The organism is Mesorhizobium sp. M0618, from assembly GCF_040320765.1.
Classification (GTDB): Bacteria; Pseudomonadota; Alphaproteobacteria; order Rhizobiales; family Rhizobiaceae; genus Mesorhizobium.
Genome location: NZ_JAMYQH010000015.1, coordinates 48445 through 70008 on the forward strand (window position 1 = coordinate 48445; position 21564 = coordinate 70008).

The window sequence follows — 21564 nt, forward strand, 5'->3', positions numbered from 1 at the left end:
GGTGGCACAGGGCAGGGCGGCCCGGCCGGAGGTGCGCGTCGACATCGGCGCGCGCATGCGCGGCATGTGGAAATAAATAGCCGCGGGATAGCGCCATGTCGAAACCACCGGTCAGGGTCGCCATCGCGGGTGCGCTGGGCCGCATGGGCCGCGAGATGGCGGCGGCCGTGCAGGACGACGCGCGGCTGGCGCTCGCCGCCCGCTTCCACCGGCCGGGCAGTATCGGCGAAGGGCTGGTGAGCCGCGACGAGGCGCTTGCCGTGGCCGACGTGGTCATCGACTTTACCACGCCGGCTGCCTCGGCTGATCTGGCCAGCATTTGCGCCGAACGCGGCGGGCCGGCCCTGGTCATCGGCTCAACGGGCTTCGATGCTGATGATTCGGCTGCGATCGCCGACGCCGCGAAAACAATTGCCATCGTGCGCTCCGGCAGCTTTTCGCTCGGGCTCAACATGTTGATCGGACTGGTCGAGCAGGCCGCGCGGGCACTTGATCCCGATGACTGGGACGTGGAGATTGTCGAGGCGCATCATCGCCACAAGGTCGATGCGCCATCGGGAACGGCGTTGATGCTGGGGCATGCCGCAGCCGGCGGACGCGGCATTGATCTGGACACGGTCGCAAGGCGTGTACGCGATGGCGTCATCGGCTCGCGGCCGACCGGCGAGATCGGCTTTGCGGTGCTGCGTGGCGGCAGCATCGTCGGCGAACACAGCGTCAGCTTCTGCGCCGAGGGCGAGACCTTGACCTTGTCGCATGCAGCCGGCGACCGCATCATGTTCGCCCGCGGCGCGATCGCCGCCGCACTCTGGGTGGCTGGACGTCCGCCCGGCGAATATGACATGCGCGACGTGCTGGGCATGACCGGCCTGTAGCGGCCGGTTTGTCGTCCCGGTTGGACGTACGCACCCATATCTCGTCCGCCTCCGCACCGTAAAAAAGAATGCTGGAGGAGTCAGGTCTCTTCAAACCGAACCGTTCGGTTCGATTTCTGTTGACGGACTGTATAGCAGATGGTGAACGCTGGCTTGGTTGTCGGCCTCGTATGGTGGGAGAAGAATCTCACTAACGATTTGATTTCGAACAGTAAAATTATGACCGCCGAGGCCCTGTGCCAAATTTCAAGGTCCGAATTCGAGCCGCGGGGGAACATCTTCGTGATTGGAATCCGCGGCAGGGCAAGCCCATCTCGGGGTGGTCCGAGTGACGCGAAATTCCTCCCAAGGGCACGCCACTAGACGGACAGAACAAAGAAATACTGGAGTAAATAAAATGACCAAGATCGCTCTTACCGCCGCCGCCATCCTCGTTGCCACGGGCACTGCTTTTGCCGGCAGCGACAACTATGGCTCGGCCAACGCCAATCAGCCTGCCGTCACTGTCGACCATTCGGTCACCGCTTCGACCTCGAAGGTGACACAGACCGTCCAGGCCCCCGCTTCGCAGGGCGCTGACCGCAATCTCTTCGGCCGCTAATCGCGACTGCCGATATCAACCCAATCTTGAATTCAGGAGTAAATAAAATGACCAAGATCGCTCTTACCGCCGCCGCCATCCTCGTCGCCACGGGCACTGCTTTTGCCGGCAGCGACAACTATGGCTCGGCCAACGCCAATCAGCCTGCCGTCACTGTCGACCATTCAGTCACCGCTTCGGTCTCGAAGTCGACGCAGACCGTCCAGGCCCCCGCTTCGCAGGGCGCTGACCGCAATCTCTTCGGTCGCTAATCGCGACTGCCGCTATCAACCCAATCTTGAATTCAGGAGTAAATAAAATGACCAAGATCGCACTCACCGCCGCCGCCATCCTCGTTGCCACGGGCACCGCTTTTGCCGGCAGCGACAATTACGGCTCTTACAATGCCAACCAGCCGGTTGCGAACCAGTCCGTGTCCAACATCGACACCACGCACACCGGCTCGATCCCGAAGTCCGTGAAGACGCAGGGTGATGCCAATGCCAACGTGCCGGCTCAGTCGGGCCAGGGCATCTGGGGTCGTTGATTTTCTGAAGTCTGCGACCACAAAGAGCGGTGGGCTTTGCCCGCCGCTCTTGTTTTTTATGCATGAGCAGGACTTCGGCCGACGGCGCCAGTGTCGGGCGCCGATCGTAAATCGAACCAATTGGTTCAATTTATGTTGACGAATCGTGAACGGATGGCGAGCGCTGGCTCGACGAACCGCCGCACCATGCGTCAGGTATTCCCCCTTATAAGTGTTTGAGATCAATTGATAAAACAGGGTGAGCTCAACACCTTGGCCCACGTTCGAGGTCCGGATTTCGCGCGTGAGGGAACGTCTTCGTGATTGGAAGCCGGCGCACGAAAAACCCAGATCGAGGCTGTCCGAGCGACGCGAAATTCCTCCCAAGGGCACGCCACTAGACGGACAGGAACAGGAAATACCGGAGTAAATAAAATGACCAGGATCGCTCTTACCGCCGCCGCCATCCTCGTTGCCACTGGCACCGCTTATGCCGGCAGCGACAACTATGGTTCGGACAATGTCAATCAGCCGGCCGTCACCTCGCACGCGCTCAATGTCGACCACAGTTACACGGCTTCGACCCACAGGCTGGTCAAGCACCGCGACCTCACGCTGAGGCCCGATTCTGTCCAGCCGGAATCCGGCCAGGGCAACTGGGGAAACTGACGGCTCAAGCGGGCGTGCGGTGGGCTTTGCCTGCCGCACCTGCCATGGACGCTAGCCAAGGTCCTTCGGCCGCAGGCAATGTGTCAACCGGGCGGGGGACACGACGGACCAATCGCCTTCGAAGACCACCCGGGCCAGGGCTGCCGTCGGGAATTTCTCCTCAAGTCTCTTGAGCGCCTTGGCGTCTGACCCCGGCCCGGCAAGCTGTCTGGCCAAATGTTCCAGGCCCGGATTGTGGCCAATTACCAGCAAGCTGCCGCTTGAAGCGTCGGTTTGACCAATCTGGCTCAGAATGTCCGCCGCTGAAGCATCGTACAGCGCCTTGAATGCGATCCGGGGTGGCACGGGCAGCTCCGCCGCCACAAGCCGCCAGGTGTCGCGGCTGCGCAGTGCCGGCGACACCAGCGCCAGGTCCGGCAGCCAGCCGCGCGCTGCAAGCTCGCGTCCCATCAAGCACGCCGCCTTAACCCCGCGTTCGGCCAAAGGCCGGTCGAAATCATCGAGATCAGGGTCGTCCCAGCTCGATTTGGCGTGACGGAGAAGAAGTAGTTGTCTCATCGATGTTGGTCAGGACCAGCGAGACTGGTCAGACGAGTGCGGGCCTTTTGTTTGATCGCTTCAATGTCGAAGGGATCTAACGGGCCGCTTTCCAATCCTTCCAGCCAAGCTCTGCGCAGCCGGTCCGTTTCGGCCTGGCACCGAGTCTGATTTGGCGGTTCCAGGCTAAGTGCCGTTGTCATTCCCGATCTAGGCTCAAGGCGTAATGCGCGCCAGATGCTCGAGGTCGGTTTCTTCGCGCAGCGGGTCGGGGGCCATCACCACCGAAATGCCGTTGTCGGCATCGTCGGCAAAGTGGGCAAGCACGGTGCGGCCGGCCTCCATGCGCGCCTTGCCCTCGGCGACCAGCCCCAATGCCAGCGGATAAAGCCGGTGCTCGGCCTTCAGCACGCGGGCTGCCAAAGTATCGGCGGTGTCGCCGACCATCACCGGTACGGCTGCCTGCGCGATGATCGGGCCGTCATCCATCTCTGAGGTGACGAAGTGCACGGTGCAGCCATGGATGCGAATGCCGGCGGCCAGTGCGCGCGCATGGGTGTCGAGCCCCTTGAAAGCGGGCAGCAGGGCAGGGTGGATGTTGATCATGCGGCCCTGCCATCTCTGGACGAAGCCGGGGGTGAGGATGCGCATGTAGCCGGCCAGCGCCACGATCTCGGCGTTGAAGGCCGCGAGCGCCGCGTCTATTGCCGCGTCATGCGCCTGCTTGCTGCCATGGTCGGCACGCGAGACGATCTGCGTGGCGATGCCGCGCGCCCTGGCGATGCCGAGCCCGGCGGCATCCGCCTTGTCGGAAATGACACCGACGATCTCGGCCGGGAACGCCGGGTCGCTGGCCGCGGCAATCAGCGCGGTCATGTTGGAGCCGCGTCCCGAGATCAGGACAATTGTGCGTTTCCTCTGCGCGTTCATAGGCCGATCGAGCCCCGATAGATGACGCCGGCATCGCGGCGCGGCACGATGCGGCCGATCGGCGTCACCGTCTCGCCGGCCTCCTGCAGCACGGCGGCGACCTGTGCTGCCTGGCCGGAGGCGACTGCCAGAATCATGCCGATGCCGCAATTGAAGGTGCGCATCATCTCTTCCGGCGCCACGCCGCCGGTCTTGGCCAGCCACGAAAACACGGCAGGAACGTCGATCGCTTCGAGGTCGAGTTCGGCCGAAAAATCCTTGGGCAGCACGCGCGGGATGTTTTCCGGGAAGCCGCCGCCGGTGATGTGGGCGAGCGCCTTGATACCATGCGTGTTGCGGATCGCCTTGAGAATCGACTTGACGTAGATGCGGGTCGGCTCGAGCAGCGCCTCGCCCAGCGTGGCCTCGTCGTTGAACGGCGCCGGATCGCTCCACGACAGACCGCTGACGGCGACGATGCGGCGCACCAGCGAATATCCGTTCGAGTGCAAGCCAGAGGAAGCCAGGCCCAGCAGCACGTCGCCTTCGACAATATCGTCGGTGGGCAGCAATTGGCCGCGTTCGGCGGCGCCCACCGCAAAGCCGGCCAGGTCGTAATCATTGCCGTGATACATGCCGGGCATCTCGGCCGTCTCGCCGCCGATCAGCGCGCAGCCGGCCTGGCGGCAGCCCTCGGCAATGCCGCCGACGATCGCGGCACCCTGGTCGGGATCGAGCTTGCCGGTGGCGAAATAGTCGAGGAAGAACAGCGGTTCGGCACCTTGCACGACGATGTCGTTGACGCACATGGCGACGAGGTCGATGCCGATTGTGTCGTGCTTGCCGGCATCGATGGCGATCTTGAGCTTGGTGCCGACGCCGTCATTGGCCGCCACCAGCACCGGGTCGGTAAAGCCCGCGGCCTTGAGGTCGAACAGGCCTCCGAAACCGCCGATCTCACCATCGGCGCCCGGCCGGCGCGTCGCGCGCACCAGCGGCTTGATCTTCTCGACCATGAGATTGCCGGCATCGATATCGACACCGGCCTCGGCATAGGTGAGCCCGTTCTTGCGCTTGTTCACGTCGCGCTTGCTCATTTCTGGTGCCCGTTCAACAATTTTCCTTGTCGCGGGCTCTTCGCATGAACGGTTTCTGTCCGCAAGGATAACGGCCATCTCGACCTACAAAACCGTGGACAGGGCGCGCGTAGGGGCTCGTGATTGGCGAAAGCCGGGCTGAAAGCCGCTCTCCCGTGCGGGAGATCGGCAGCTTCTCCCTTGTTGCCACCCGCCATCTTCATCATCTATCTCCGACCAAGAGGAGGCGCCAAGCATTTGACCATCCCCAACCTGATCACCATCCTGCGCCTTATCCTGGTGCCGGCGGTGGTGCTGGCGATGCTGCAGGCGCGCTGGGACTGGGCTTTTGCCGGGTTCCTCGTCGCCGGTATTTCCGACGGCGTCGACGGGTTCATCGCCCGCCGTTTCAACCAGCAATCCACCCTCGGCGCCTATCTCGACCCGGTGGCCGACAAGCTGCTGCTGGTTTCGGTGTTCGTTGTCATGAGCTTCATCGGGCAATTGCCCCTGTGGCTTGTCGTCATCATGGTGTCGCGCGACGCGTTGATCGTCTGCGCGGTGGTGTTGTCCGCCGTCATGACCCATCCGGTCGAGATGAAACCGTTGTTCGTGTCGAAGGCCAACACCGCGATCCAGATCGTGCTGGCCGCGCTTGTGCTGGGAGAACTTGCCCTTGCCGTTCATCTCGACCCGCTGAGGTCAGTTCTCATATTGCTGTCCGGGGTCTTGACCGTGGCTTCGGCCGCAGCCTATCTCGTGACTTGGCTGAGGCACATGAGCGGCTATGGCGAAGGCTCCACTCCGGACATCTGAGACAGAAGCGGCAGCGATCGAGGCCGCGGCCGCCGACACCGCCGCGTCCGCGACCTTTCGCCGCCAGATCTTCTTCTGGCTGGCCGGCGCCGCGCTGCTGGCGCTTTTCCTCTATGTTTTCAGCGCCATCCTGCTGCCCTTCGTCGCCGGCATGGTGCTTGCCTATTTCCTCGATCCCGTTGCCGACCGGCTGCAGCGGCTCGGCCTGTCCCGTTTCATGGCGACGGTGGTCATCCTCATCTCCTTCCTCATCGTGCTGGTCCTGGCCTTCGTCATCCTCATTCCGGTTCTGGCCACGCAGATGGCGGATTTCGCCGGCAAATTGCCGGAATATCTGACCCGGCTGCAAAGCCTGATCACCTCGTTCGATCCGAAATGGCTGGAACAGAAGTTCGGCGTCAACGCCAATAGCTTGCGCGACGGGCTGAATTCGCTGCTGACCTCGGGCTTCGGCCTGATCACCACCGTCTTCACCTCGCTGTGGAGTTCCGGCATGGCGCTGGTCTCGGTGGTCAGCCTGTTCGTGGTGACGCCGGTGGTCGCCTTCTACATGCTTCTCGACTGGGACCGCATGGTGGCGGTCATCGACGGTTGGGTGCCGCGCGACAACGTCGCGACCGTGCGCGCCATCGCGCGTGACATCAACACCGCAACCGCCGGCTTCGTGCGCGGCCAAGGCACGCTGTGCCTGGTGCTGGGCGCCATGTATGCCACCGGGCTGACGCTGACCGGGCTGAATTTCGGCATCCTCATCGGCCTGTTCGCCGGGCTGATTTCCTTCATCCCTTATGTCGGCTCGCTGACCGGGCTGGTGCTGGCCGTCGGCGTCGCCTTCGTCCAGTTCTGGCCGGACTGGACGATGATCGTCGCCGCCGCGGTCGTGTTCTTCATCGGTCAGTTCATCGAGGGCAACATCCTGCAGCCGCGGCTGGTCGGCAAAAGCGTCGGCCTGCACCCGGTATGGCTGATGTTTTCGCTTTTTGCCTTCGGTGCGCTGTTCGGCTTCGTCGGCTTGTTGATCGCGGTGCCGGCTTCTGCGGCCGTCGCCGTGCTGGTGCGGTTCGCCATTGCCCGCTATCTCGAATCGCCGCTCTACAAGGGCCGCGGCGCGGCACCTGTGCCGCAGCTTCCAGCCGATCGCGGCGGCGGCCACCGCACGCAACCGCGTCGCTGAAGTGACTGCCCAGCCAACCGACCCGCCACGCCAGTTGCCGCTCGATCTCGGCCATGGCACCGGCTATTCGCGCGACGAACTCGTCGTCTCCGGCACCAACAACCAGGCGGTGGCGCTGGTCGACCGCTGGCCGGACTGGCCATCGCCGGTGGTGGTGCTGGCCGGTCCCGCGGGTTCGGGCAAGACGCATCTGGCCTCGATCTGGCGCGCGCGTGCCGATGCGGTGGCGGTCGACGCCAGGCGCATCGGCGACAGCATTGCCAATCTCGGCGCGCGGCCGACACTGATCGACGATGTCGATACCGGCGCGGTCGATGAACAGGGCCTGTTCCATCTGATCAATGCGGTGCGTGGTGCCGGGTCGACGCTGCTCCTGACGGCGCGCCGCTTCCCGTCCGCCTGGGGCGTCACGCTGCCTGATCTCGCCTCACGGCTGAAAGCGGCGGCGACAGTGGAAATTCATGAGCCCGACGATCTCCTGCTCGCCGGCGTCATCACAAAACTGTTCGCCGACCGTCAGATCGAGGTCGAACCGCATGTCGTGCAGTATCTGGTCCGCCGTATCGAGCGCTCGCTGGCGACAGCGATGCGCGTGGTGGAGCGGCTCGACCGGACCGCGCTCGAACGCAAGACGCCGATCACCAGGGCGCTGGCAGCCGAAACCGTCAACGCCATGGACGAAGGGCAGGGCGAATTCGAGATTTAGCCTGAGAGGCCAGTGTCAGAGCCACATTCTGGCGAAATGACGGACCGCGAGGTAGACGGCAGAGTGAGCGGCGATATAGCCGGCGGCGACCAGCACAAACATTCCGATACTGATACGCCAGGAGCGGGAGACGACAGCGCCTGGGGCCTGCCTCGCCTGTCTGCGGCTTTCACGGTTGTTCCACATCGCCAGCGCGGCGCAGGCAATTGCCCACGTCACCATGAACGGAACGGTGATGCCGGCATAGGCAAAGTAGGCCGGTCCGAAAAGCGACACCCAGGCATCGATTCCAAGCATCTGAACCCCCTGTTGCCGAACCGGCCCGCGGCTGCCGGATGCACGACCGGAGCCGGAGCAAGTGACCATATGGCTGCGCCGGGCATTGGGCTGTGAGGGGATGGTCGGAGTGGAGAGATTCGAACTCCCGACCCTCTGGTCCCAAACCAGATGCGCTACCAGGCTGCGCTACACTCCGAACGGTCTGTTGCCTATTCATTTCGGTGGTGCATGGCAAGTGCAAAAACCCGCGAGAGCAAAAACCTTGCCGCCGTGCGCATTGCGCAGTAATGACGGGCGAAGGGTGGCGATGCCGCCTTGCACAAGAACGAGGTGGCCATGTCCGCGCGCATTTTCAGCCCAGCCAAAACCGCGATGCAGTCCGGCAAGGCCAAGACCGGCCACTGGGTGCTGGAATTCGATCCCGAGACGCGCAAGAAGATCGATCCGCTGATGGGCTATACGACGTCGGCAGACATGAGAAGCCAGATCAGGCTTAGCTTCGACACGCGGGAAGAGGCGGTGGCCTACGCCGAAAAGCAAGGGCTCGCTTTCCGCGTCGAAGAGCCGAAAGAGACCAAGCGCCGCCAGATTTCCTATGCGGAGAATTTCCGCTATGACCGCAGGACGCCCTGGACGCATTGAACGGCGCCCAGCGCCAGAATATCCAGCCGGTCCAAAGGCCGGCCAGCGGTCCCGTAGCTCAGCTGGATAGAGCACCGGCCTTCTAAGCCGATGGTCACAGGTTCGAATCCTGTCGGGATCGCCAGCATTTCCAAGGGTTTTGAGAGTTTGTGGTAGCTCATTTTCAAGACCTTTTACAATCGTTTTACAATTTTTGTTCTCTAGGGGTTCTTCTGCATGCGATCGATAACCGCATCGGAGAGCCCCTGATCGGTAGCCAGATAGTGCTTTTCGAGCACCGATTTGATCTCGGCCATCGAGTGGCCAGATATGCGTGAAATGTCCTCGATCGAGGATCCTTCCCTGGCTCGCTCGCAGATGAACGTGCCGCGCAGATCGTGATAGGTGACGCCCTTGATGTTGATCTCCTCGGAGGCCATCGCCTTGCCCCAGGACGTCTTGAAGCCATCCTTGGTCCATGGCCGGCTGCGAGAATTCAGGCAGACCCGCATCTTGTCCTTATTGGTGACGGCCAGCGGATCCAGCAGAGCCTTGAGCCGAGGGTTGGCCTTGACCTTGAGCTGCTTGCCAGTCTTCGACTGCTTGAACATCAGGTAGATGCCGTCCCACTGCTTCCAGGTCATCGACAGGATGTCACCCTGGCGCTGACCGGTGGCGAGAGCGATCTCGAATGGCAGCAACAGGTGCGCCTCAAGCTTCTCGCGCAGGATGGCTATCTGCTCGGCGGTCCACAGGAAATCCTTTCTGGATCCCTTGTAGAGTCGGGTGATGCCGGTGCAGGGGTTCTTGTCTATCCCGTCATATTCATTCTCGATGGCGTAAGAGAACACCTTCGAGAGGGAGAAAAGCGCCTTGTCGGCCTTTCTTGGATTGGCCCGCATGCGGCGATGCCATTTACGAATGTCGCCCTTGAAGCCCTTCGCTTGCGTGAAGGAGAGGGGCAGCCCCGGCCATTCCTTGAGGATCAGCTTGTGGGCATATTGGTGATCGACACGAGTGCTTTCAGCCAGAGCCAGGAAGTCGGGATTGAGCTCGGCTTCCGGCCCGGTGAAATATTCGATCAGGGTATCCAGGGTCGGAATGACCTTGGAGATCTCGGCCGCCTTGTCCTTGAGACGGGCATGCTCGCGAGCAAACGCCTCGGTGTGCGGCGCCGACTTCATACGGGGGCCGCCACGCCAGGCGTAGTAGTAGATCTCCTTCGATCCATCAGCCAGCGTCATCTTGACCTTGTGGATACCCTTAATCTTCACGATCACGGTTCCTCTCCCTCCAAGCCCTGTATTCATCCAGGTTCTTAAAGGCGGACGGAGAGGGACTCTCGTCAAGAGCCGGTGCGGCGATATCGGCGAGAGATTTGGGGATAAGTCGGTAAACAGCGTTTCCGATCTTGACTTCCACGATAGCTTTTTCGGCATCAGCCGCCCGAATCAGCGACTGAGCTTGGCGTTGGGAAATGGCGAGGGAGCGTGTCACGAACGTTCTTCCAGGTAGGTTGCCCAGGCACGGAGCCAGGTGACTACCTCTTTGGTTGTGTGGTCGGTGAGCATGAGCTCGATGCAAGCCTGGGAAGCTGCCTCGGAGTTGTTCCGGTGCATCTCCTTCGTGGCCTGCAGAGCATGCTCGTTGATGTCGATTTTCGACATTATGCGGCTGCCTTTTCTTGATAATCAGGAAGAGATAATCCCCGATAATAGCCCTCGGCTTGGAGGTGCTGCATGATCCTGCGGACCTGCTTGCGAGCTGAGCGATTGAGGTGTTCGTAGTCCTGGATCTCCTTCTCGGTGGATCCTTCCCAGGGCGACAGCGCCGGCAGCATGTGCTCGAGAGCCTTGCCGAAAGAGCTGTCCTCGGGGACGATCAGCGTACCGGTGTCGACCAGGTGCTGGAGCAGGTAGAAGGCGATGATGCCTATCTTCCTTGGATCGGGATTGTCGTCCTTTACGTAAGGCTCGACCATGTCCATGTGGACCCGCTCAATGCGCCGCAGCAGGGACATCTGCTTCTTCTCCGGGTAAACGCCGGCGATCGCCTCGTTACACGCCTTGATCAGCAGGAGCTTGGTCCGCTGGAAGGTCTTGTGGGATTCGGCGAACTTCTGGTCAGTGGCCAGACGCTCATTGAAGGCGTCCCAGGCGGCTTTATCCTGCACCCTTGGCTCGGCGCAGTTGGCGCCACAGATGAGCACGCTCAGCATGACGTGAACGGGCAGCGAGAGTTCAACTCGCTGGGTATCATTCATATAGGACATGGGGTTTTCCTAGATAATGTGGAATTGCTTATTGCCTATCCGCAACCAGAAAAAAAGCCCACGGTTATTAAAACCGCGGGCCTGTGGATAACTAAAAATACCCCACATTTTATTGTGGGGTATTATCTTAATAATCAGCTGAGCGCATAATTCGCGTTGCGGATGTCGTGCGCCAGGCTGGGATCGAGCTTGTTGACGACGATCTGATGGCCAACCATCTGCGAGACGATGAAGCCGAGCAGATCCGATTCGGCGATCTCGGCCAGCAGATTGTTGTATTGCCAGCGGAGGTCGTTGCCGTAGTTGGCCAGACACCTGAAGCAGTCATGCACCGAGATCAGCTCGAAAGGCTTCTTGGGCAGGCTGCGGATCAGGTTCTCGATATGCGTGTGGCTGACCAGACCGATGTTGTCGATGTCGAGCAGCTGGAGAATACGAGCCGATAGGAAGCCCGAATCCTTGAAGTGGCCCCACAGGGTCTGAACGAGCTTGTCCTGCGGCCTGCGGGTGCTGCGGCCCGCTGCGCCGGCATCCAGCAGCTTTACCAGCTCCTGGATCTTCTCCGGCTTGTAGTTGCAGCGCCATCCCATCTCCCGGACGATCATGCCGTCGACTGAGTGAGTCATGTTGGCGTTCAGCGAGCGGCCGTTCTTGATCGGCATGTTGGCCTTATACGAGATGTCGAACGGCTCGTTGAGGAACTGCACGGTCTCGGTGACCGAGCCCATGACTTTGATGACGACATGGAAGTTGTCCGGCAGCACCCACTCGTTGGTGAGGGCCGTCGGATCCCAGATCGCCAGCATGGTCTCGTTGATGTTCCAGGCGCCAGGAGCACGCTCCTCCATGGTCTCGTAGAAGGTGCTGAGCAGCTCGCCTTCGCCGAAGACCTGTTTCGGCTGTGCCGTGGAACCATAGAAGGCAGTCATGATCGCTTTTTTGGTCAGCTTCCGGTCGATCTTGGCGCTCTCCCCGAGCTTGTCGACCATGTCCTGGTAGACTGAAACATAGGCGTCTTCACGCTTGCCGGTGTCGACGACGTTGCAGATCTCGGCTGCCTTACGATCGCCGGCCAATACCGACAGGATCTGGATCCCGGAGCAGGTGGCATCGAGAGAGATCGGATAGCCGGTTGGCCTGCCAGCAGTGACGGCTTCCCAGGCCAGGATGCCGGCATAGAAGAGGGCCGGTTCGTCGGCCTGGGAGACCAGGGCATGGAGCTGATGCTCGTTCTGGTCGAACCAGCTGATACGATCATCCCAGTCCTGCTTGTCGAAGCCGAAATTGTTGGCGATGTCGATCTTGAGGTATTCCTTCGGAGTGAAAGTCTGGAACATGTGGTAGCGCTCCTGTTGAATGGTTAAGCGATTGATGCGTCGGCGAGCTTCATGAGATTGTGCTTGGCACGCTCTATGTCCCATAGGACTGAGCCACCGTCGGCGATCGACGATGCGAAATACTCCGCACCCGCCTTGTCTATGCCGATGATGAGCACACGGTCGAGCTGACCGATTGCCTTGCTCAACAGCCGGTCGGGGTTGAGATCCAGGGTGGTGATTACGTTTAAATCCACGACATTGTCAGTCATGTAGTTTTCCTTCGTGGGCTTTGGTTCAGTAGACGTAGAGCAGCCCGCGAAACAGTTCGGCCTGTTCGTGTTCCTGGAAGAAGACGAAGCTGTGCCTCAACATGAATGGATACATCATGTTGTGGTCTGGTTCGAAATGATCTTTGAGGATCTCGAGCGTCTTGACTTGATTTTTATTGAATTTGGGTAGGCCAGTTAGCTCGACATACGGGTAGTTGTTCCGAAGATATTGGTTGTCGAGCTTCCCGTTGGGGTTCCTGCCGTACCGCCAGATGTCGATGTCTATGTCGACATAGACCATTATTTGCGTTCTCCGTAGCTTGACGGGACCGAGACGATTGCTGGGCCAGGCAGTATGGCGATAGCCACCCCGCCTATGCCGATCTTGGTGATGCAGGGTCGGAGATCCGTGTGCGCAAGTGGGGGGCCAATGTCATCTCGACCATTTTTCCAGTTTTTCATGGGATTATCTCCAAAATAGAAACAGCCCCGGAATGGGGCTGCTCTAGGGCTTGGCGTAGTCGGTCAGGCTGGGGTCAGCTAACCATAAGGAGGAGGGACTTCGATCCTACTTCGAGGGATCTGAAAGTGCGTGAAGCGGACCATCGTTTCCGTCTCCTGATTATCAACGAGATAATGCTAGGCGATTATCTCTTGATTTGCTAGGGGGTTTTCATGCCCATTTCCACAGAAAATTCTTATAAGTCCGTGGCAGATAGATGTTCCCTTTCCCGCTTTTAAGCGGCTTGCCCTCGGCAACGCTACGAATGCCGAATGGCCGCCCATTAACGTGCCGAGCAGCCTCTTCAATCGAGACGAAAGTCTGATAGAAGGAGCCATCTAGACGATATGCGGTCACGGCCCTTTGATTATCAAATCGTTTGCCGAGTTTAGCCTCGTCTGCCCCCTTTAATTGGTTCTTTTGCCACGTCATTAACTGGATATTGCTAAGAGAATACGGCTTGTTGCAGTCTTTCCGATCAACGCTAGGTTTTTGGTTTTTATCAAACTTGGATTTAACCCAGTTACTCCAAAGTGTTGGGAGCTCAGGTTGAGCATCCAACCATGTGAGAAACTGCTCCAGAGAATAGCTAGGCGCAGGATGTCCTCGTTTGATTGATGACTGAAGTTGGTCGTTGTACAGGTTCCGAAAAACGCGGATTGGATCACTTCTCCGATATTTCGTGCGGAAACATTCACGACAGATTGTATTTCGCCCGTCCCTATTACTTTTTCTTAGATGAAACTCGGTAATAGGGATAGTCCTTTGACAGTCCTTACATTGTTTCATTCGTCTGTGATAATCTCCTGATTGCTAAATTCGATCATAGCCTTCTGCCAAGCATTACCTTGGTAGTTACACACGTATCCCTGACAGTATGTGCGGCCTCTTTTGTCGAATTTATGGGTAAAATAAAATTCTCCTTCTGAGGCTAGACCGAGATGGTCCATGACATCGAAAGCACTGCGATTAAACTTTTCGAATGCCTTCACACGTTTTTGGTAATCCCCCGCCTCTTCGTCTGGTTTTGGCTTATCCAAACTTTTCCATTTGTTTTTAATAGTCTCAACGGCCTGTCGATTCAATTTGAACTTGGTCTGGTTGACCGCGTTCAGGTGGTCCAGGCAGACGTCGAACTCGTGATGGTTGTTGCGCAGGATGACCGAGTCCTTGCTGGTGTAGTAGCCGCTGGACTTGTTGCTGGTGAGTTCCTTGGGCGGTACAACCATAGGTAGGGGATACTGGTAGCGATCCAGATCCTCTTGCACGTCGGCCGAGATGCCGAACTTGATGACGAACTGCCTGGTGAAGGGGTTCCAGTCGACCAGGTCAGCCTCACTGGCTTTGACCAATTCGTCGGCAGTCCGCTGGCAGTCGTCGCCGAAATGCTTGCGCAGGGTGCCGACCAGAATCGGCAGCTCGGCCCGCTTGTGCAAGACCATCTGAACCAGGAGATCGAAGCCGAACTCGACGTTGATCTCGTGGTCGATCATATAGTGCTCGAAATCGAATTCCTTGCACTGGACGAACTCGCCTCGGATCCTGGGAAACAGCTGGTTCTTGTGGAACAGCTTCTCGATCTCGATCTGGAATTCCATCATGCCTTTCGTCTCCTTTTCTGGCTCCAGATCCAAAAGGAACGGGAAGCGTGTGGTAGCAGGTGGAGCATGCAAAAAAGGCCGCTCATTGCTGAGCGACCTTGCTTTTTGAATCACCAATAATGATGTGGTGATTATCTGGATAATCAATCTGATCCAGGGCATCTGCTTAGGCTTTCAGCCCCACCAGGCGGAACACCTTATTGTTGGCATCGTCTTCCGGGATAAAGATCCGGCTGAGTGCGAAGCTTCGGCGAGCAGCTCGTGAATCATCCCATCCCGAGATGAACCAGCCTGGCTGGTAACCGAATGCTGGATTGCGATGAAATTCAACTGAGTCGACCTCGATCGTACGATCTGAAGATTCGCCACGGTGGTTGAGATAGATGAAGGTGATCTTCATGTTCATGGTATCTCCAGCATGTTTTTGATTGTGGTGAGCTTGTCTCGTTTGCCCCGCTCATAAGCCTGCTGGAGAAGCGCTACGAGAGCGTTTCTCTGGTAGGCAGCGTGACCACCCTTTCCGTTGATAAAGCGCTGTTCACCGTAGGGTGAATAGGTGCTGACTGGGCCGACAACGCATTCGTCCCAGTCCGTTGATGTGGATGAGGTTAGGTGCCCTTCACTGCTGCGCTTCCAGTAGCTGATACGGCAGAAACGATGATGATCGTCGCTCATGCGCCACCATGGCCATTTTTGCAGGATCTGCCTGATGGCGTGTCGAACTGGGATTCCCCGCATACAGGGCATTTCGGCCTGCTGCTGGCGTCGATGATGGCTCGCTTGGTGAGCTCGCCCTCGATATGCCGGTCGGTGTTGAGGTTAAAGATCGCCTTCTGCAGGGTCTCGACTGAGATGGCCAGGTTGGGCCACTCGATGCTGATCCGCCCTTCAGCGAGTTCATCGTCGACGGCAATGAATGGCCCGAATTGCTCAGGAAAGGTTTGCTTTCGTTCCTGCATGCTCTCGATGTCGCTGATCAGGCTTTTCATGGCATCCAGCGTGGCCGCTGTGTTTGCCATCATCGCGAGGAAGACTTCCTCATGAGCGACGGTGATCTCGCCGTTGAACTGGATCTTGGCGAACCAGTTTCCGTCCTTGTAGACGCCGTAGAAGCTGGGCTCGCCATCGGCGACGAAGGTGTATTTGGGCATGGTTCAGTCCTTTGAAAGGCCGACGAAGAAGGCGCGATCTTCGATGCGCCGCGGCGTGTTGTTGGCGTAGATGATGGTGTCGCCGTCCAGGAATTCCTGGTGGGCTCTTACGTCCCATCTCTCGTGGATGTAGCCGGGATCCCCGAAGACGCAGCGCCATTTGCGGAGCTGCTCTTCGGTGAAGGCTACGAAGTGAACTATGTTGACCATAGCTCACTCCGCGGATGGCTCTTCGGCTTTTGCGGGTGTGCTGGCATGCATGAAGCCAGCGAACAGGGCGACTGCGATTATCAAGATAATCACACCTGGGATGAAGCCGAACGTCTCGAACATCCAGATCTCGAGGGCCACGATTGCCAGGCATACGCCGGCGAGCAGTATCGTGCCTAGAAAGCCGACTATGAATTTCTCAGTTTTCGGGCTCATGAACGATTGCTCCTACGGCTCTGCCTGAGATCACGATCTCAGCGCACTTGATGCATATGTCGTGTCTAGACCCGCCCATACCGGTGGCGATGCCTCCGCATAGCTGGCAGGTGCCAACAGATGCGTTGACAAACGAACCAGGTTTCAAAGGATAGACTGGCGTCAGAATGTAATATTCAGGCTTCTCCACTGACTAGTTCCTTCTTGAATTGCTCCTCCAGGGCGGCCATTTCGGAGACCAAAGCTTCTTGCTTCTGGATCTCCTGGGGTGTCATTTTTCCGATCTCAATCGGATCCGCATATTTGGGATCCATCAGATCAGGTTTCGGCCAGCCGAGCAGAACGTGCTTCCACTCGGCAACCTCGTATTCCGCCCGATTCAGAAAAGGACCAGAGTATCTGTGAGGTGTGATCTCTCGGCCGCCGCGGTTGACGAACACAAAGTGTTCTTCGCGATTGTCGCTGAGCTTCATGGTCTTGATACCGATAGTGATTGGTTCGCTCATTTTGATTCTCTTGCTTTGGCTCGATCGAGCCTTTCGATTTCAGCAACTATGAGGGCACCTGCCTTGACCAGGTCTCGACGACGGTTGGTAGGCTTCCACCAAGAGCGGTCGAATGGCCAATAGTGGTCGAGCACAGTCCGCAGATAGTCATTCATGCTGTAACCACCGATGGCATTGCGATAATCGGTGGCATTTGCGCCGGCTACGAGCGCATAGATCCCCCCTGCTCGTGCGAGCTGGCCTTCGGTGTATTGATCGTCTTTCTCTACGTTCCAGCCGTAGCCTTCGATCTGGCGCTTCCGCTCGGCCACGATGCTTTCGATAGCGTTCATCATTTCTGGTTCTCCTGGTAGGCCAGCTCGCGCAGGGCACGGACGATGGTGTTGCCGATCTTGGTGCTGCTTGGGTAACAGCGGACCCACGAGCCAGGCATGTTGCAGACCACCTCGTAGTTGGGCTTCATGCCAGTGAGGTAGATGCGCTTCTTGATCTCGCGCTTGTTCATTTGGCTTGCTCGACCAGCTTGGCCAGGCCGTCCATGGCAGGGTTGATCAGCGTGTTGTAGCGTTCGAGCTCATGGGGTTTGAGCCCTCCTCTTGCAGCGTAGGAGGCATAGGTAATTGCTGGGCCGAGGCATTGTTGCTGGATCCATTCGAGCTGAGCTCTGGTTAGATCGGTCATGGTTATTTCCTCGATTTGGCTCGGGCTTTGCCCTGGGCCTTGCGTTGAGCTTTCTTCTTGGGATCGGCATGAGCCTTGATCGGCTTGCCGGTGCTGAATCGACGCCGCGGTGCGATCGAGTATTGATCGAGCGGCTCATAGTTGAGGGGGCCTATTGAAGCGAAGGCAGCCAGGGCTCCAAGCGCTGCAATGCTTCTAAAATTAGAGTCCATGGGTTTTAGGCGCTCCTACGCCGATTTTCTCGAAAATGGGAATTTGGTATTTAGTAGGTCGAAATCGAGTCGGATTTCCATCCTACTTTTTCGACTTTTCCACAGGCATTTTCCTGATTATTTTTAAAGATTATCGATCACGATAATCCATGATAATCCGGCCAAGATGGTTCAGGCCCATGCCTGAGCCCCCGACACGAAGATCGACGCCCCAGAATGTGTCGCCCCAGTGGTTGCCTTCGACCAGCATCACGCCCTTGGTGGCCATGAGCTTGGCCTTCAGATCGGGGTTCTGGTCGTATTTGGCCGCGGTCAGCTCAGCCATGACGGCGAGCTTGATGTCGTTCCAATCCTCGCGGATCGTTACCTTGGACCCGTAGACCTTGGCATAGCTGGCCGATCGCTGGTTCTGGATCAGCTGCCAGTCCTTTGGATCGAGGGATTTGGCGGCCTGGTAGGCATGCTCATTGGATTCCCAGGTCCATCCGCCGATGACTATCGGTGCATGCCAAAAGTTTGACAGCCAGCGATAGTCTCCCTGAAACGCATTGATTTCCTTCATGGTTCTCTCCTGGTCTATCGACGTTCAAAAAGGAGGAGGCGCTCCCGGTCAGATGGGAACGCCTCCTCAAGGTACGAGGTAGTGGGTGCTGCACTCCGTAGCAGCGGCACGCACGGTTTGAGCCTCTGGGGCTGCCATATTTAAGGTCCAATGGGCAGGACCCGCATTCAGCGGATAGATTGATCACGATACCTTACACGTACGGCGGCCCGACTGGAGGAAGAGCCCGTACTTACTTTGTCGGCGTGCGATCGAGATGATTTAGTTGATAATCGGTGCGCCAGGTGTGCCCGAATGAGCGGTCGATATGAGGGCGCTATGTCTTGATCCTATGGATCCCGGTAGACAGGTAGGCGATGCAGTTAAAGCTTCATGCTAGTCCCCTGTGTTGGTGGCTGTTTTTTCCACTTGGGTATCGTGCGGCCGAAGCCGGATTCAGATGCTGTTCAGCGCCTCGTAGCAGTGCCAGGCTGAGGCCATTGCACGCTTGGAGCCGGTGAGTTCGAATGTGCCAAGACCCTGGATGTAGATGTCGCGGGAATTGGCGAGAGCCTTGATGGTCTCCTGGTTGACGTCCATGAACGCCACGCTCTGAGCATCGCCGGCGAAGGCTTCCATGACGCCAGCAGCACCAGTCGAAGCCGTAACGACGGCTTTGTAGGTCTGGCCTGGGTTCACCTGCAGGCCCATGATCATGAAGCTCGTCATGTCCTTGGAGAAGGCGATCATCAGGGTGCGGCCGCTGTGATACTCGACAGTGGCATAGCAGCTGTTGCTGTTCGTGCTGCCGAACACGGACCAGTTGCCAACCTGTTCCCAGGTGGCGACCTTGGCCTGAACAGGGAATGAGAACGAGGTGAGAATGGCCAGCATAGCCAGCGAAAAGGTGAGATACTTCAGCATGTTCTTGGTCCCCTATCAGGAGTGAAATTTGAGAGGGAGAGCCGACGGATTTCTCCTTCGCTCTCCCTCGTTAACCCAGTCCCGATTGAGGGGACATACGGGCTTGGGTCGGTGTTACTCGGCCGCGTCGGCGAGCTCCGGACGCTTCAGGAGCAGCGCCGGATTGAAGGCGAACTCGTTCTGGCCCTGGGCGATCGCAACCGGCTTGTTGACGCGACGGATCTTGACGACGAGGTTCAGCGTCTGCTCTTCGCCGGGTTCCAGCGGCAGCTGCTGAAGCATTTCGAGCAGCTGGTTCTGGGCCGAGATCTTCTTGACGAACTCGACGTTCTGGCCACGGATCTTGGCCGCGTCCATGGTGTCGATGGGCTGGCCGAGAGGCAGCGAGATGAACTCGACGCCTTCGGCAGTGGTAACCTCGTAGCCGACGTTCAGCCAACGATCAGCCTTCGGCTTCTCGTTCGGATCGGTCTGGTTGCCGAAAGGCATCGAGCGGCCGACAGCCTGGGGATTACGGTTGTTGCGGATTTCGTTGAAGTCGATAGCCATGAGTGGTAGCTCCTTGATCTGGCGGTTGATGATGAAAGTCCGAGAACGCGCGAAGCGCGAACCGAAGAAAGCAATGGAAGATCAGCTAGATGAGATCTTCCATGCCCCGTGAGAGGCGATAGTCGTTCTCGACGACACGATAGAACATGCCGTAGAAATCACTGCAGCCGAAGCTGTTTGCCCAGTCACAGAACTCCTGTGCCTTGGCTTGGTGTTCGCTGGCGTTAGGAATACCGCCGAGAATGTGCTTGTCAGCGATATACTCACGATTGAGATTATCGACGGCGATTATCTTCATTTGCAGTCTGCCTTCCGACCGTAGAGGTTGTTGAAGCCACGCTCGATCAGGCCGATTGTACATTGTGCGTAGCCTTTACGAAGCAGGTTGAATGCGATGCACCGTTGGCCTAGCCAGCGCTGCTCGTAGTAGTCAGCGATGTGCTGACAGGGGACCGGTGTGATCTGCTTCATTGGTTCAGCGGATGACGTGGTCATAGATCCACGTCCCGCCAAAGGCGGCGATGAAGGCAAGTGATGCCATCAGAACGATCTCAGCGAGCTCCCAGGACGGATGAGGCCCGAATGGGAGATCCATTGGCTCACTCCATCGTTCGCTACGCTCACTCAGTCGTGGTCCTGCGGACTCATCGTGAGAATCCGCAATGCGGATGTTCCTGCGAGCTCGAGCGACTGCTTCTTCGCATTCGAAGTCGAGATCGAGACTGAAGTCGAGCGGAGCACGATCCTTAAAAGGCATTGGTCATCTCCCAGATGGGAGCGAGCCTGCCGTCATGGCCGATGAACTGGTCATCATCCATGAAGTGGTCGAACTGATCGTCGACAATGGCATGAGAGCCATATGCCTGGTGGTTGAGCTGAGCGATAGGATCGCTCGAATAGACGGTGACGACATAGTCGTGTGGCATCGATTGGGCAACATGGTTGGCCATTGGAAGTCTCCAGCGATGTGAGGATTGATAGGATAATGGAGCATGGTCTGCTCCACATTATCTTGTGGGATTAACAGGATAATTAGATAATACTATCCTGAAAATAGGTAGGACCTGGGCCGTAGCCCAGATCCAGTTAGGCTTTAGGCTCCCTGCGGAGCCAGAAGCTGAGCGTATTCAGCATGATTTTGCTGATACAGTTTTGCGAGTTCAGCATCCTGCTTCAGTTCCCTGACCAGGGTAGCTTCACGCTTGGACTTGGCGAATGCAGCCTCATGGATGAGGTTGTCGTCGTAGTCCTTCATTGCGAACAGATGCGCTTTGCGCTGCTCTTCCTTGGCCTTGGTGATGAAGGCAGTAAGCATGTCGACGCTGTCAGATCCTGCCTCGATGACCTTGGCAATGGACTGAGCTGATGCGTTAACGGTGCCGAGCACCGAGATGATTGAGGACGATGCAGATCCACGAACAGTAGCCATGATGATGTCTCCACGTTGATGAGTGATGATGATGGGATGAACGCCATGAACCCGCGAAGCGGGGGTGTGCAGTGTGATGAGACACAAAGACACCGGGGGGTAGTTTAATCACCGGGCAGGTGTGCCCGTGTGAATAGCACACCAGGACGTAGCTATCAGATTTCCCCTAACCCGATTATATAAATAATATTATCTGCATAATGTGCCAGATAATGAGCGATAATGGAACCAAAGATAATCACGCTTATAATCTGGTAATGGGTTATCAAAAAATATAGCGCAGAAAATCCCTTAATGATTTTCAAATCACTGAGGTAATTATTAACTTTAATATTGATTGAATGGGCTTTAGCCCTAAGCCCGGGTGAATCCCTTGGGATTTACCAATAGCTTCGCCCGTCCGTCGTTTCCTTA

At 57.9% G+C, this 21564-nt stretch carries 35 protein-coding genes and 2 tRNA genes; 10 read left to right on the forward strand and 27 right to left on the reverse strand.

Going from position 1 to position 21564, the window contains the following annotated elements; translation table 11 throughout:
* Window positions 1–95: 95 nt before the first annotated feature.
* The 5 genes from dapB to NKJ04_RS17300 all read left to right on the forward strand — a co-directional run bounded on the left by dapB (window position 96) and on the right by NKJ04_RS17300 (window position 2650).
* Window positions 96–875, forward strand: coding sequence for a 4-hydroxy-tetrahydrodipicolinate reductase (gene dapB, locus NKJ04_RS17280; RefSeq protein WP_352676683.1), 780 nt, complete (start codon window positions 96–98; stop codon window positions 873–875).
* 397 nt (window positions 876–1272) lie between these two features.
* Window positions 1273–1476 carry a DUF680 domain-containing protein gene (locus NKJ04_RS17285; protein ID WP_352611869.1) on the forward strand — a complete coding sequence of 68 codons (204 nt, stop codon included), beginning with the start codon at window positions 1273–1275 and terminating at the stop codon, window positions 1474–1476.
* A 47-nt stretch (window positions 1477–1523) separates the two neighbouring features.
* Window positions 1524–1727 carry a DUF680 domain-containing protein gene (locus NKJ04_RS17290; RefSeq protein WP_128305364.1) on the forward strand — a complete coding sequence of 68 codons (204 nt, stop codon included), beginning with the start codon at window positions 1524–1526 and terminating at the stop codon, window positions 1725–1727.
* A gap of 47 nt (window positions 1728–1774) precedes the next feature.
* Window positions 1775–2002 (forward strand): DUF680 domain-containing protein, encoded by a 228-nt coding sequence (locus NKJ04_RS17295; RefSeq protein WP_023812599.1) that lies wholly within the window; start codon window positions 1775–1777, stop codon window positions 2000–2002.
* Between the two features lie 414 nt (window positions 2003–2416).
* Window positions 2417–2650 carry a DUF680 domain-containing protein gene (locus NKJ04_RS17300; protein ID WP_352676687.1) on the forward strand — a complete coding sequence of 78 codons (234 nt, stop codon included), beginning with the start codon at window positions 2417–2419 and terminating at the stop codon, window positions 2648–2650.
* A gap of 51 nt (window positions 2651–2701) precedes the next feature.
* Here NKJ04_RS17300 and NKJ04_RS17305 read toward each other — a convergent pair whose 3' ends face one another.
* From NKJ04_RS17305 to purM, 3 genes are all read right to left on the reverse strand, one after another.
* Window positions 2702–3208 (reverse strand): SixA phosphatase family protein, encoded by a 507-nt coding sequence (locus NKJ04_RS17305; protein WP_352676690.1) that lies wholly within the window; start codon window positions 3206–3208, stop codon window positions 2702–2704.
* 195 nt (window positions 3209–3403) lie between these two features.
* Window positions 3404–4117, reverse strand: a complete 714-nt coding sequence (gene purN, locus NKJ04_RS17310) for a phosphoribosylglycinamide formyltransferase (protein ID WP_352676693.1) — start codon at window positions 4115–4117, stop codon at window positions 3404–3406.
* Window positions 4114–5193, reverse strand: a complete 1080-nt coding sequence (gene purM / locus NKJ04_RS17315) for a phosphoribosylformylglycinamidine cyclo-ligase (protein ID WP_352676696.1) — start codon at window positions 5191–5193, stop codon at window positions 4114–4116. The genes purN and purM overlap by 4 nt, the downstream gene beginning before the upstream one ends.
* Before the next feature lie 237 nt (window positions 5194–5430).
* Here purM and NKJ04_RS17320 point away from each other — a divergent pair, with 237 nt between their 5' ends.
* From NKJ04_RS17320 to hdaA, 3 genes are read left to right on the forward strand one after another with little or no spacing between them, the layout of a single operon-like run.
* Window positions 5431–5988 (forward strand): CDP-alcohol phosphatidyltransferase family protein, encoded by a 558-nt coding sequence (locus tag NKJ04_RS17320; protein WP_023812594.1) that lies wholly within the window; start codon window positions 5431–5433, stop codon window positions 5986–5988.
* Window positions 5960–7162: an AI-2E family transporter gene (locus NKJ04_RS17325; protein ID WP_352676700.1), complete on the forward strand. Its 1203-nt coding sequence runs from the start codon at window positions 5960–5962 to the stop codon at window positions 7160–7162. The genes NKJ04_RS17320 and NKJ04_RS17325 overlap by 29 nt, the downstream gene beginning before the upstream one ends.
* Window position 7163: 1 nt before the next feature.
* Window positions 7164–7868, forward strand: coding sequence for a DnaA regulatory inactivator HdaA (hdaA, locus tag NKJ04_RS17330; protein ID WP_352676703.1), 705 nt, complete (start codon window positions 7164–7166; stop codon window positions 7866–7868).
* A gap of 15 nt (window positions 7869–7883) precedes the next feature.
* Here hdaA and NKJ04_RS17335 read toward each other — a convergent pair whose 3' ends face one another.
* Together NKJ04_RS17335 and NKJ04_RS17340 are read right to left on the reverse strand one after the other, a co-directional pair.
* Entirely contained in the window at window positions 7884–8165 is a 282-nt protein-coding gene (locus NKJ04_RS17335) for a hypothetical protein (RefSeq protein WP_023812591.1), read from the reverse strand.
* A 101-nt stretch (window positions 8166–8266) separates the two neighbouring features.
* A tRNA-Pro gene (locus NKJ04_RS17340) sits at window positions 8267–8343 on the reverse strand.
* 140 nt (window positions 8344–8483) lie between these two features.
* On the opposite strand from NKJ04_RS17340, the gene NKJ04_RS17345 reads away from it, so the two are divergent.
* Both NKJ04_RS17345 and NKJ04_RS17350 read left to right on the forward strand, forming a co-directional pair.
* Window positions 8484–8789, forward strand: coding sequence for an ETC complex I subunit (locus NKJ04_RS17345; RefSeq protein ID WP_023812590.1), 306 nt, complete (start codon window positions 8484–8486; stop codon window positions 8787–8789).
* A 47-nt stretch (window positions 8790–8836) separates the two neighbouring features.
* Window positions 8837–8913 (forward strand) — tRNA-Arg (locus NKJ04_RS17350).
* A gap of 76 nt (window positions 8914–8989) precedes the next feature.
* Here NKJ04_RS17350 and NKJ04_RS17355 read toward each other — a convergent pair.
* From NKJ04_RS17355 to NKJ04_RS17460, 22 genes are all read right to left on the reverse strand, one after another.
* Complete coding sequence (locus tag NKJ04_RS17355; RefSeq protein ID WP_352676707.1) at window positions 8990–10048, reverse strand: tyrosine-type recombinase/integrase; 1059 nt, start codon at window positions 10046–10048, stop codon at window positions 8990–8992.
* 213 nt (window positions 10049–10261) lie between these two features.
* Window positions 10262–10435, reverse strand: coding sequence for a hypothetical protein (locus NKJ04_RS17360; protein WP_352676710.1), 174 nt, complete (start codon window positions 10433–10435; stop codon window positions 10262–10264).
* On the reverse strand, window positions 10435–11040 hold the full coding sequence (locus NKJ04_RS17365; protein WP_352676713.1) for a hypothetical protein: 606 nt from the start codon (window positions 11038–11040) through the stop codon (window positions 10435–10437). Before NKJ04_RS17365 ends, NKJ04_RS17360 begins: the two co-directional genes overlap by 1 nt.
* Before the next feature lie 134 nt (window positions 11041–11174).
* Entirely contained in the window at window positions 11175–12377 is a 1203-nt protein-coding gene (locus NKJ04_RS17370) for a DNA-directed RNA polymerase (RefSeq protein ID WP_352676716.1), read from the reverse strand.
* Between the two features lie 23 nt (window positions 12378–12400).
* Window positions 12401–12628, reverse strand: a complete 228-nt coding sequence (locus NKJ04_RS17375) for a hypothetical protein (RefSeq protein WP_352676719.1) — start codon at window positions 12626–12628, stop codon at window positions 12401–12403.
* A 25-nt stretch (window positions 12629–12653) separates the two neighbouring features.
* On the reverse strand, window positions 12654–12929 hold the full coding sequence (locus tag NKJ04_RS17380) for a hypothetical protein (protein WP_352676722.1): 276 nt from the start codon (window positions 12927–12929) through the stop codon (window positions 12654–12656).
* Between the two features lie 986 nt (window positions 12930–13915).
* Window positions 13916–14731, reverse strand: a complete 816-nt coding sequence (locus tag NKJ04_RS17385; protein WP_352676725.1) for a hypothetical protein — start codon at window positions 14729–14731, stop codon at window positions 13916–13918.
* A 166-nt stretch (window positions 14732–14897) separates the two neighbouring features.
* Complete coding sequence (locus tag NKJ04_RS17390; protein WP_352676729.1) at window positions 14898–15137, reverse strand: hypothetical protein; 240 nt, start codon at window positions 15135–15137, stop codon at window positions 14898–14900.
* Window positions 15134–15406 (reverse strand): hypothetical protein, encoded by a 273-nt coding sequence (locus NKJ04_RS17395; RefSeq protein ID WP_352676732.1) that lies wholly within the window; start codon window positions 15404–15406, stop codon window positions 15134–15136. Before NKJ04_RS17395 ends, NKJ04_RS17390 begins: the two co-directional genes overlap by 4 nt.
* Window positions 15403–15882 carry a hypothetical protein gene (locus NKJ04_RS17400; RefSeq protein WP_352676735.1) on the reverse strand — a complete coding sequence of 160 codons (480 nt, stop codon included), beginning with the start codon at window positions 15880–15882 and terminating at the stop codon, window positions 15403–15405. The genes NKJ04_RS17395 and NKJ04_RS17400 overlap by 4 nt, the downstream gene beginning before the upstream one ends.
* A gap of 3 nt (window positions 15883–15885) precedes the next feature.
* Window positions 15886–16092, reverse strand: coding sequence for a hypothetical protein (locus NKJ04_RS17405; RefSeq protein ID WP_352676738.1), 207 nt, complete (start codon window positions 16090–16092; stop codon window positions 15886–15888).
* Window positions 16093–16095: 3 nt separating this feature from the next.
* Entirely contained in the window at window positions 16096–16308 is a 213-nt protein-coding gene (locus tag NKJ04_RS17410; RefSeq protein ID WP_352676739.1) for a hypothetical protein, read from the reverse strand.
* A 176-nt stretch (window positions 16309–16484) separates the two neighbouring features.
* Window positions 16485–16814 (reverse strand): hypothetical protein, encoded by a 330-nt coding sequence (locus NKJ04_RS17415; protein WP_352676741.1) that lies wholly within the window; start codon window positions 16812–16814, stop codon window positions 16485–16487.
* Entirely contained in the window at window positions 16811–17149 is a 339-nt protein-coding gene (locus NKJ04_RS17420; RefSeq protein WP_352676742.1) for a hypothetical protein, read from the reverse strand. The genes NKJ04_RS17415 and NKJ04_RS17420 overlap by 4 nt, the downstream gene beginning before the upstream one ends.
* Complete coding sequence (locus NKJ04_RS17425) at window positions 17146–17319, reverse strand: hypothetical protein (RefSeq protein ID WP_352676744.1); 174 nt, start codon at window positions 17317–17319, stop codon at window positions 17146–17148. Before NKJ04_RS17425 ends, NKJ04_RS17420 begins: the two co-directional genes overlap by 4 nt.
* Window positions 17316–17495: a hypothetical protein gene (locus tag NKJ04_RS17430; protein ID WP_352676746.1), complete on the reverse strand. Its 180-nt coding sequence runs from the start codon at window positions 17493–17495 to the stop codon at window positions 17316–17318. The genes NKJ04_RS17425 and NKJ04_RS17430 overlap by 4 nt, the downstream gene beginning before the upstream one ends.
* Window positions 17496–17837: 342 nt before the next feature.
* Window positions 17838–18269, reverse strand: coding sequence for an NADAR family protein (locus NKJ04_RS17435; RefSeq protein WP_352676749.1), 432 nt, complete (start codon window positions 18267–18269; stop codon window positions 17838–17840).
* 435 nt (window positions 18270–18704) lie between these two features.
* Entirely contained in the window at window positions 18705–19172 is a 468-nt protein-coding gene (locus tag NKJ04_RS17440; RefSeq protein WP_352676751.1) for a hypothetical protein, read from the reverse strand.
* Between the two features lie 114 nt (window positions 19173–19286).
* Entirely contained in the window at window positions 19287–19721 is a 435-nt protein-coding gene (locus tag NKJ04_RS17445) for a hypothetical protein (protein ID WP_352676753.1), read from the reverse strand.
* 85 nt (window positions 19722–19806) lie between these two features.
* Window positions 19807–20019 carry a hypothetical protein gene (locus tag NKJ04_RS17450; protein WP_352676755.1) on the reverse strand — a complete coding sequence of 71 codons (213 nt, stop codon included), beginning with the start codon at window positions 20017–20019 and terminating at the stop codon, window positions 19807–19809.
* 448 nt (window positions 20020–20467) lie between these two features.
* Window positions 20468–20671: a hypothetical protein gene (locus NKJ04_RS17455; protein WP_352676758.1), complete on the reverse strand. Its 204-nt coding sequence runs from the start codon at window positions 20669–20671 to the stop codon at window positions 20468–20470.
* A 143-nt stretch (window positions 20672–20814) separates the two neighbouring features.
* Window positions 20815–21150: a hypothetical protein gene (locus tag NKJ04_RS17460; RefSeq protein WP_352676761.1), complete on the reverse strand. Its 336-nt coding sequence runs from the start codon at window positions 21148–21150 to the stop codon at window positions 20815–20817.
* Window positions 21151–21564: the final 414 nt, after the last annotated feature.

What these genes read in the sequence shown, in the direction of transcription:
- NKJ04_RS17295 (WP_023812599.1), top strand. Translation starts at nt 1,775, where the DNA reads ATGACCAAGATCGCACTCACCGCCGCCGCCATCCTCGTTGCCACGGGC.
- NKJ04_RS17390 (WP_352676729.1), bottom strand. Translation starts at nt 15,137, where the DNA reads ATGAACATGAAGATCACCTTCATCTATCTCAACCACCGTGGCGAATCT.
- NKJ04_RS17360 (WP_352676710.1), bottom strand. Translation starts at nt 10,435, where the DNA reads ATGTCGAAAATCGACATCAACGAGCATGCTCTGCAGGCCACGAAGGAG.
- NKJ04_RS17290 (WP_128305364.1), top strand. Translation starts at nt 1,524, where the DNA reads ATGACCAAGATCGCTCTTACCGCCGCCGCCATCCTCGTCGCCACGGGC.
- NKJ04_RS17455 (WP_352676758.1), bottom strand. Translation starts at nt 20,671, where the DNA reads ATGGCCAACCATGTTGCCCAATCGATGCCACACGACTATGTCGTCACC.
- NKJ04_RS17440 (WP_352676751.1), bottom strand. Translation starts at nt 19,172, where the DNA reads ATGCTGAAGTATCTCACCTTTTCGCTGGCTATGCTGGCCATTCTCACC.
- NKJ04_RS17375 (WP_352676719.1), bottom strand. Translation starts at nt 12,628, where the DNA reads ATGACTGACAATGTCGTGGATTTAAACGTAATCACCACCCTGGATCTC.
- NKJ04_RS17405 (WP_352676738.1), bottom strand. Translation starts at nt 16,092, where the DNA reads ATGGTCAACATAGTTCACTTCGTAGCCTTCACCGAAGAGCAGCTCCGC.
- NKJ04_RS17420 (WP_352676742.1), bottom strand. Translation starts at nt 17,149, where the DNA reads ATGATGAACGCTATCGAAAGCATCGTGGCCGAGCGGAAGCGCCAGATC.
- NKJ04_RS17370 (WP_352676716.1), bottom strand. Translation starts at nt 12,377, where the DNA reads ATGTTCCAGACTTTCACTCCGAAGGAATACCTCAAGATCGACATCGCC.
- NKJ04_RS17415 (WP_352676741.1), bottom strand. Translation starts at nt 16,814, where the DNA reads ATGAGCGAACCAATCACTATCGGTATCAAGACCATGAAGCTCAGCGAC.
- NKJ04_RS17325 (WP_352676700.1), top strand. Translation starts at nt 5,960, where the DNA reads ATGGCGAAGGCTCCACTCCGGACATCTGAGACAGAAGCGGCAGCGATC.
- NKJ04_RS17365 (WP_352676713.1), bottom strand. Translation starts at nt 11,040, where the DNA reads ATGTCCTATATGAATGATACCCAGCGAGTTGAACTCTCGCTGCCCGTT.
- NKJ04_RS17445 (WP_352676753.1), bottom strand. Translation starts at nt 19,721, where the DNA reads ATGGCTATCGACTTCAACGAAATCCGCAACAACCGTAATCCCCAGGCT.
- NKJ04_RS17425 (WP_352676744.1), bottom strand. Translation starts at nt 17,319, where the DNA reads ATGAACAAGCGCGAGATCAAGAAGCGCATCTACCTCACTGGCATGAAG.
- dapB (WP_352676683.1), top strand. Translation starts at nt 96, where the DNA reads ATGTCGAAACCACCGGTCAGGGTCGCCATCGCGGGTGCGCTGGGCCGC.
- NKJ04_RS17300 (WP_352676687.1), top strand. Translation starts at nt 2,417, where the DNA reads ATGACCAGGATCGCTCTTACCGCCGCCGCCATCCTCGTTGCCACTGGC.
- NKJ04_RS17380 (WP_352676722.1), bottom strand. Translation starts at nt 12,929, where the DNA reads ATGGTCTATGTCGACATAGACATCGACATCTGGCGGTACGGCAGGAAC.
- purN (WP_352676693.1), bottom strand. Translation starts at nt 4,117, where the DNA reads ATGAACGCGCAGAGGAAACGCACAATTGTCCTGATCTCGGGACGCGGC.
- NKJ04_RS17335 (WP_023812591.1), bottom strand. Translation starts at nt 8,165, where the DNA reads ATGCTTGGAATCGATGCCTGGGTGTCGCTTTTCGGACCGGCCTACTTT.
- NKJ04_RS17400 (WP_352676735.1), bottom strand. Translation starts at nt 15,882, where the DNA reads ATGCCCAAATACACCTTCGTCGCCGATGGCGAGCCCAGCTTCTACGGC.
- NKJ04_RS17410 (WP_352676739.1), bottom strand. Translation starts at nt 16,308, where the DNA reads ATGAGCCCGAAAACTGAGAAATTCATAGTCGGCTTTCTAGGCACGATA.
- NKJ04_RS17305 (WP_352676690.1), bottom strand. Translation starts at nt 3,208, where the DNA reads ATGAGACAACTACTTCTTCTCCGTCACGCCAAATCGAGCTGGGACGAC.
- NKJ04_RS17430 (WP_352676746.1), bottom strand. Translation starts at nt 17,495, where the DNA reads ATGACCGATCTAACCAGAGCTCAGCTCGAATGGATCCAGCAACAATGC.
- purM (WP_352676696.1), bottom strand. Translation starts at nt 5,193, where the DNA reads ATGAGCAAGCGCGACGTGAACAAGCGCAAGAACGGGCTCACCTATGCC.
- NKJ04_RS17385 (WP_352676725.1), bottom strand. Translation starts at nt 14,731, where the DNA reads ATGATGGAATTCCAGATCGAGATCGAGAAGCTGTTCCACAAGAACCAG.
- NKJ04_RS17345 (WP_023812590.1), top strand. Translation starts at nt 8,484, where the DNA reads ATGTCCGCGCGCATTTTCAGCCCAGCCAAAACCGCGATGCAGTCCGGC.
- NKJ04_RS17285 (WP_352611869.1), top strand. Translation starts at nt 1,273, where the DNA reads ATGACCAAGATCGCTCTTACCGCCGCCGCCATCCTCGTTGCCACGGGC.
- NKJ04_RS17450 (WP_352676755.1), bottom strand. Translation starts at nt 20,019, where the DNA reads ATGAAGATAATCGCCGTCGATAATCTCAATCGTGAGTATATCGCTGAC.
- NKJ04_RS17395 (WP_352676732.1), bottom strand. Translation starts at nt 15,406, where the DNA reads ATGAGCGACGATCATCATCGTTTCTGCCGTATCAGCTACTGGAAGCGC.
- NKJ04_RS17435 (WP_352676749.1), bottom strand. Translation starts at nt 18,269, where the DNA reads ATGAAGGAAATCAATGCGTTTCAGGGAGACTATCGCTGGCTGTCAAAC.
- NKJ04_RS17460 (WP_352676761.1), bottom strand. Translation starts at nt 21,150, where the DNA reads ATGGCTACTGTTCGTGGATCTGCATCGTCCTCAATCATCTCGGTGCTC.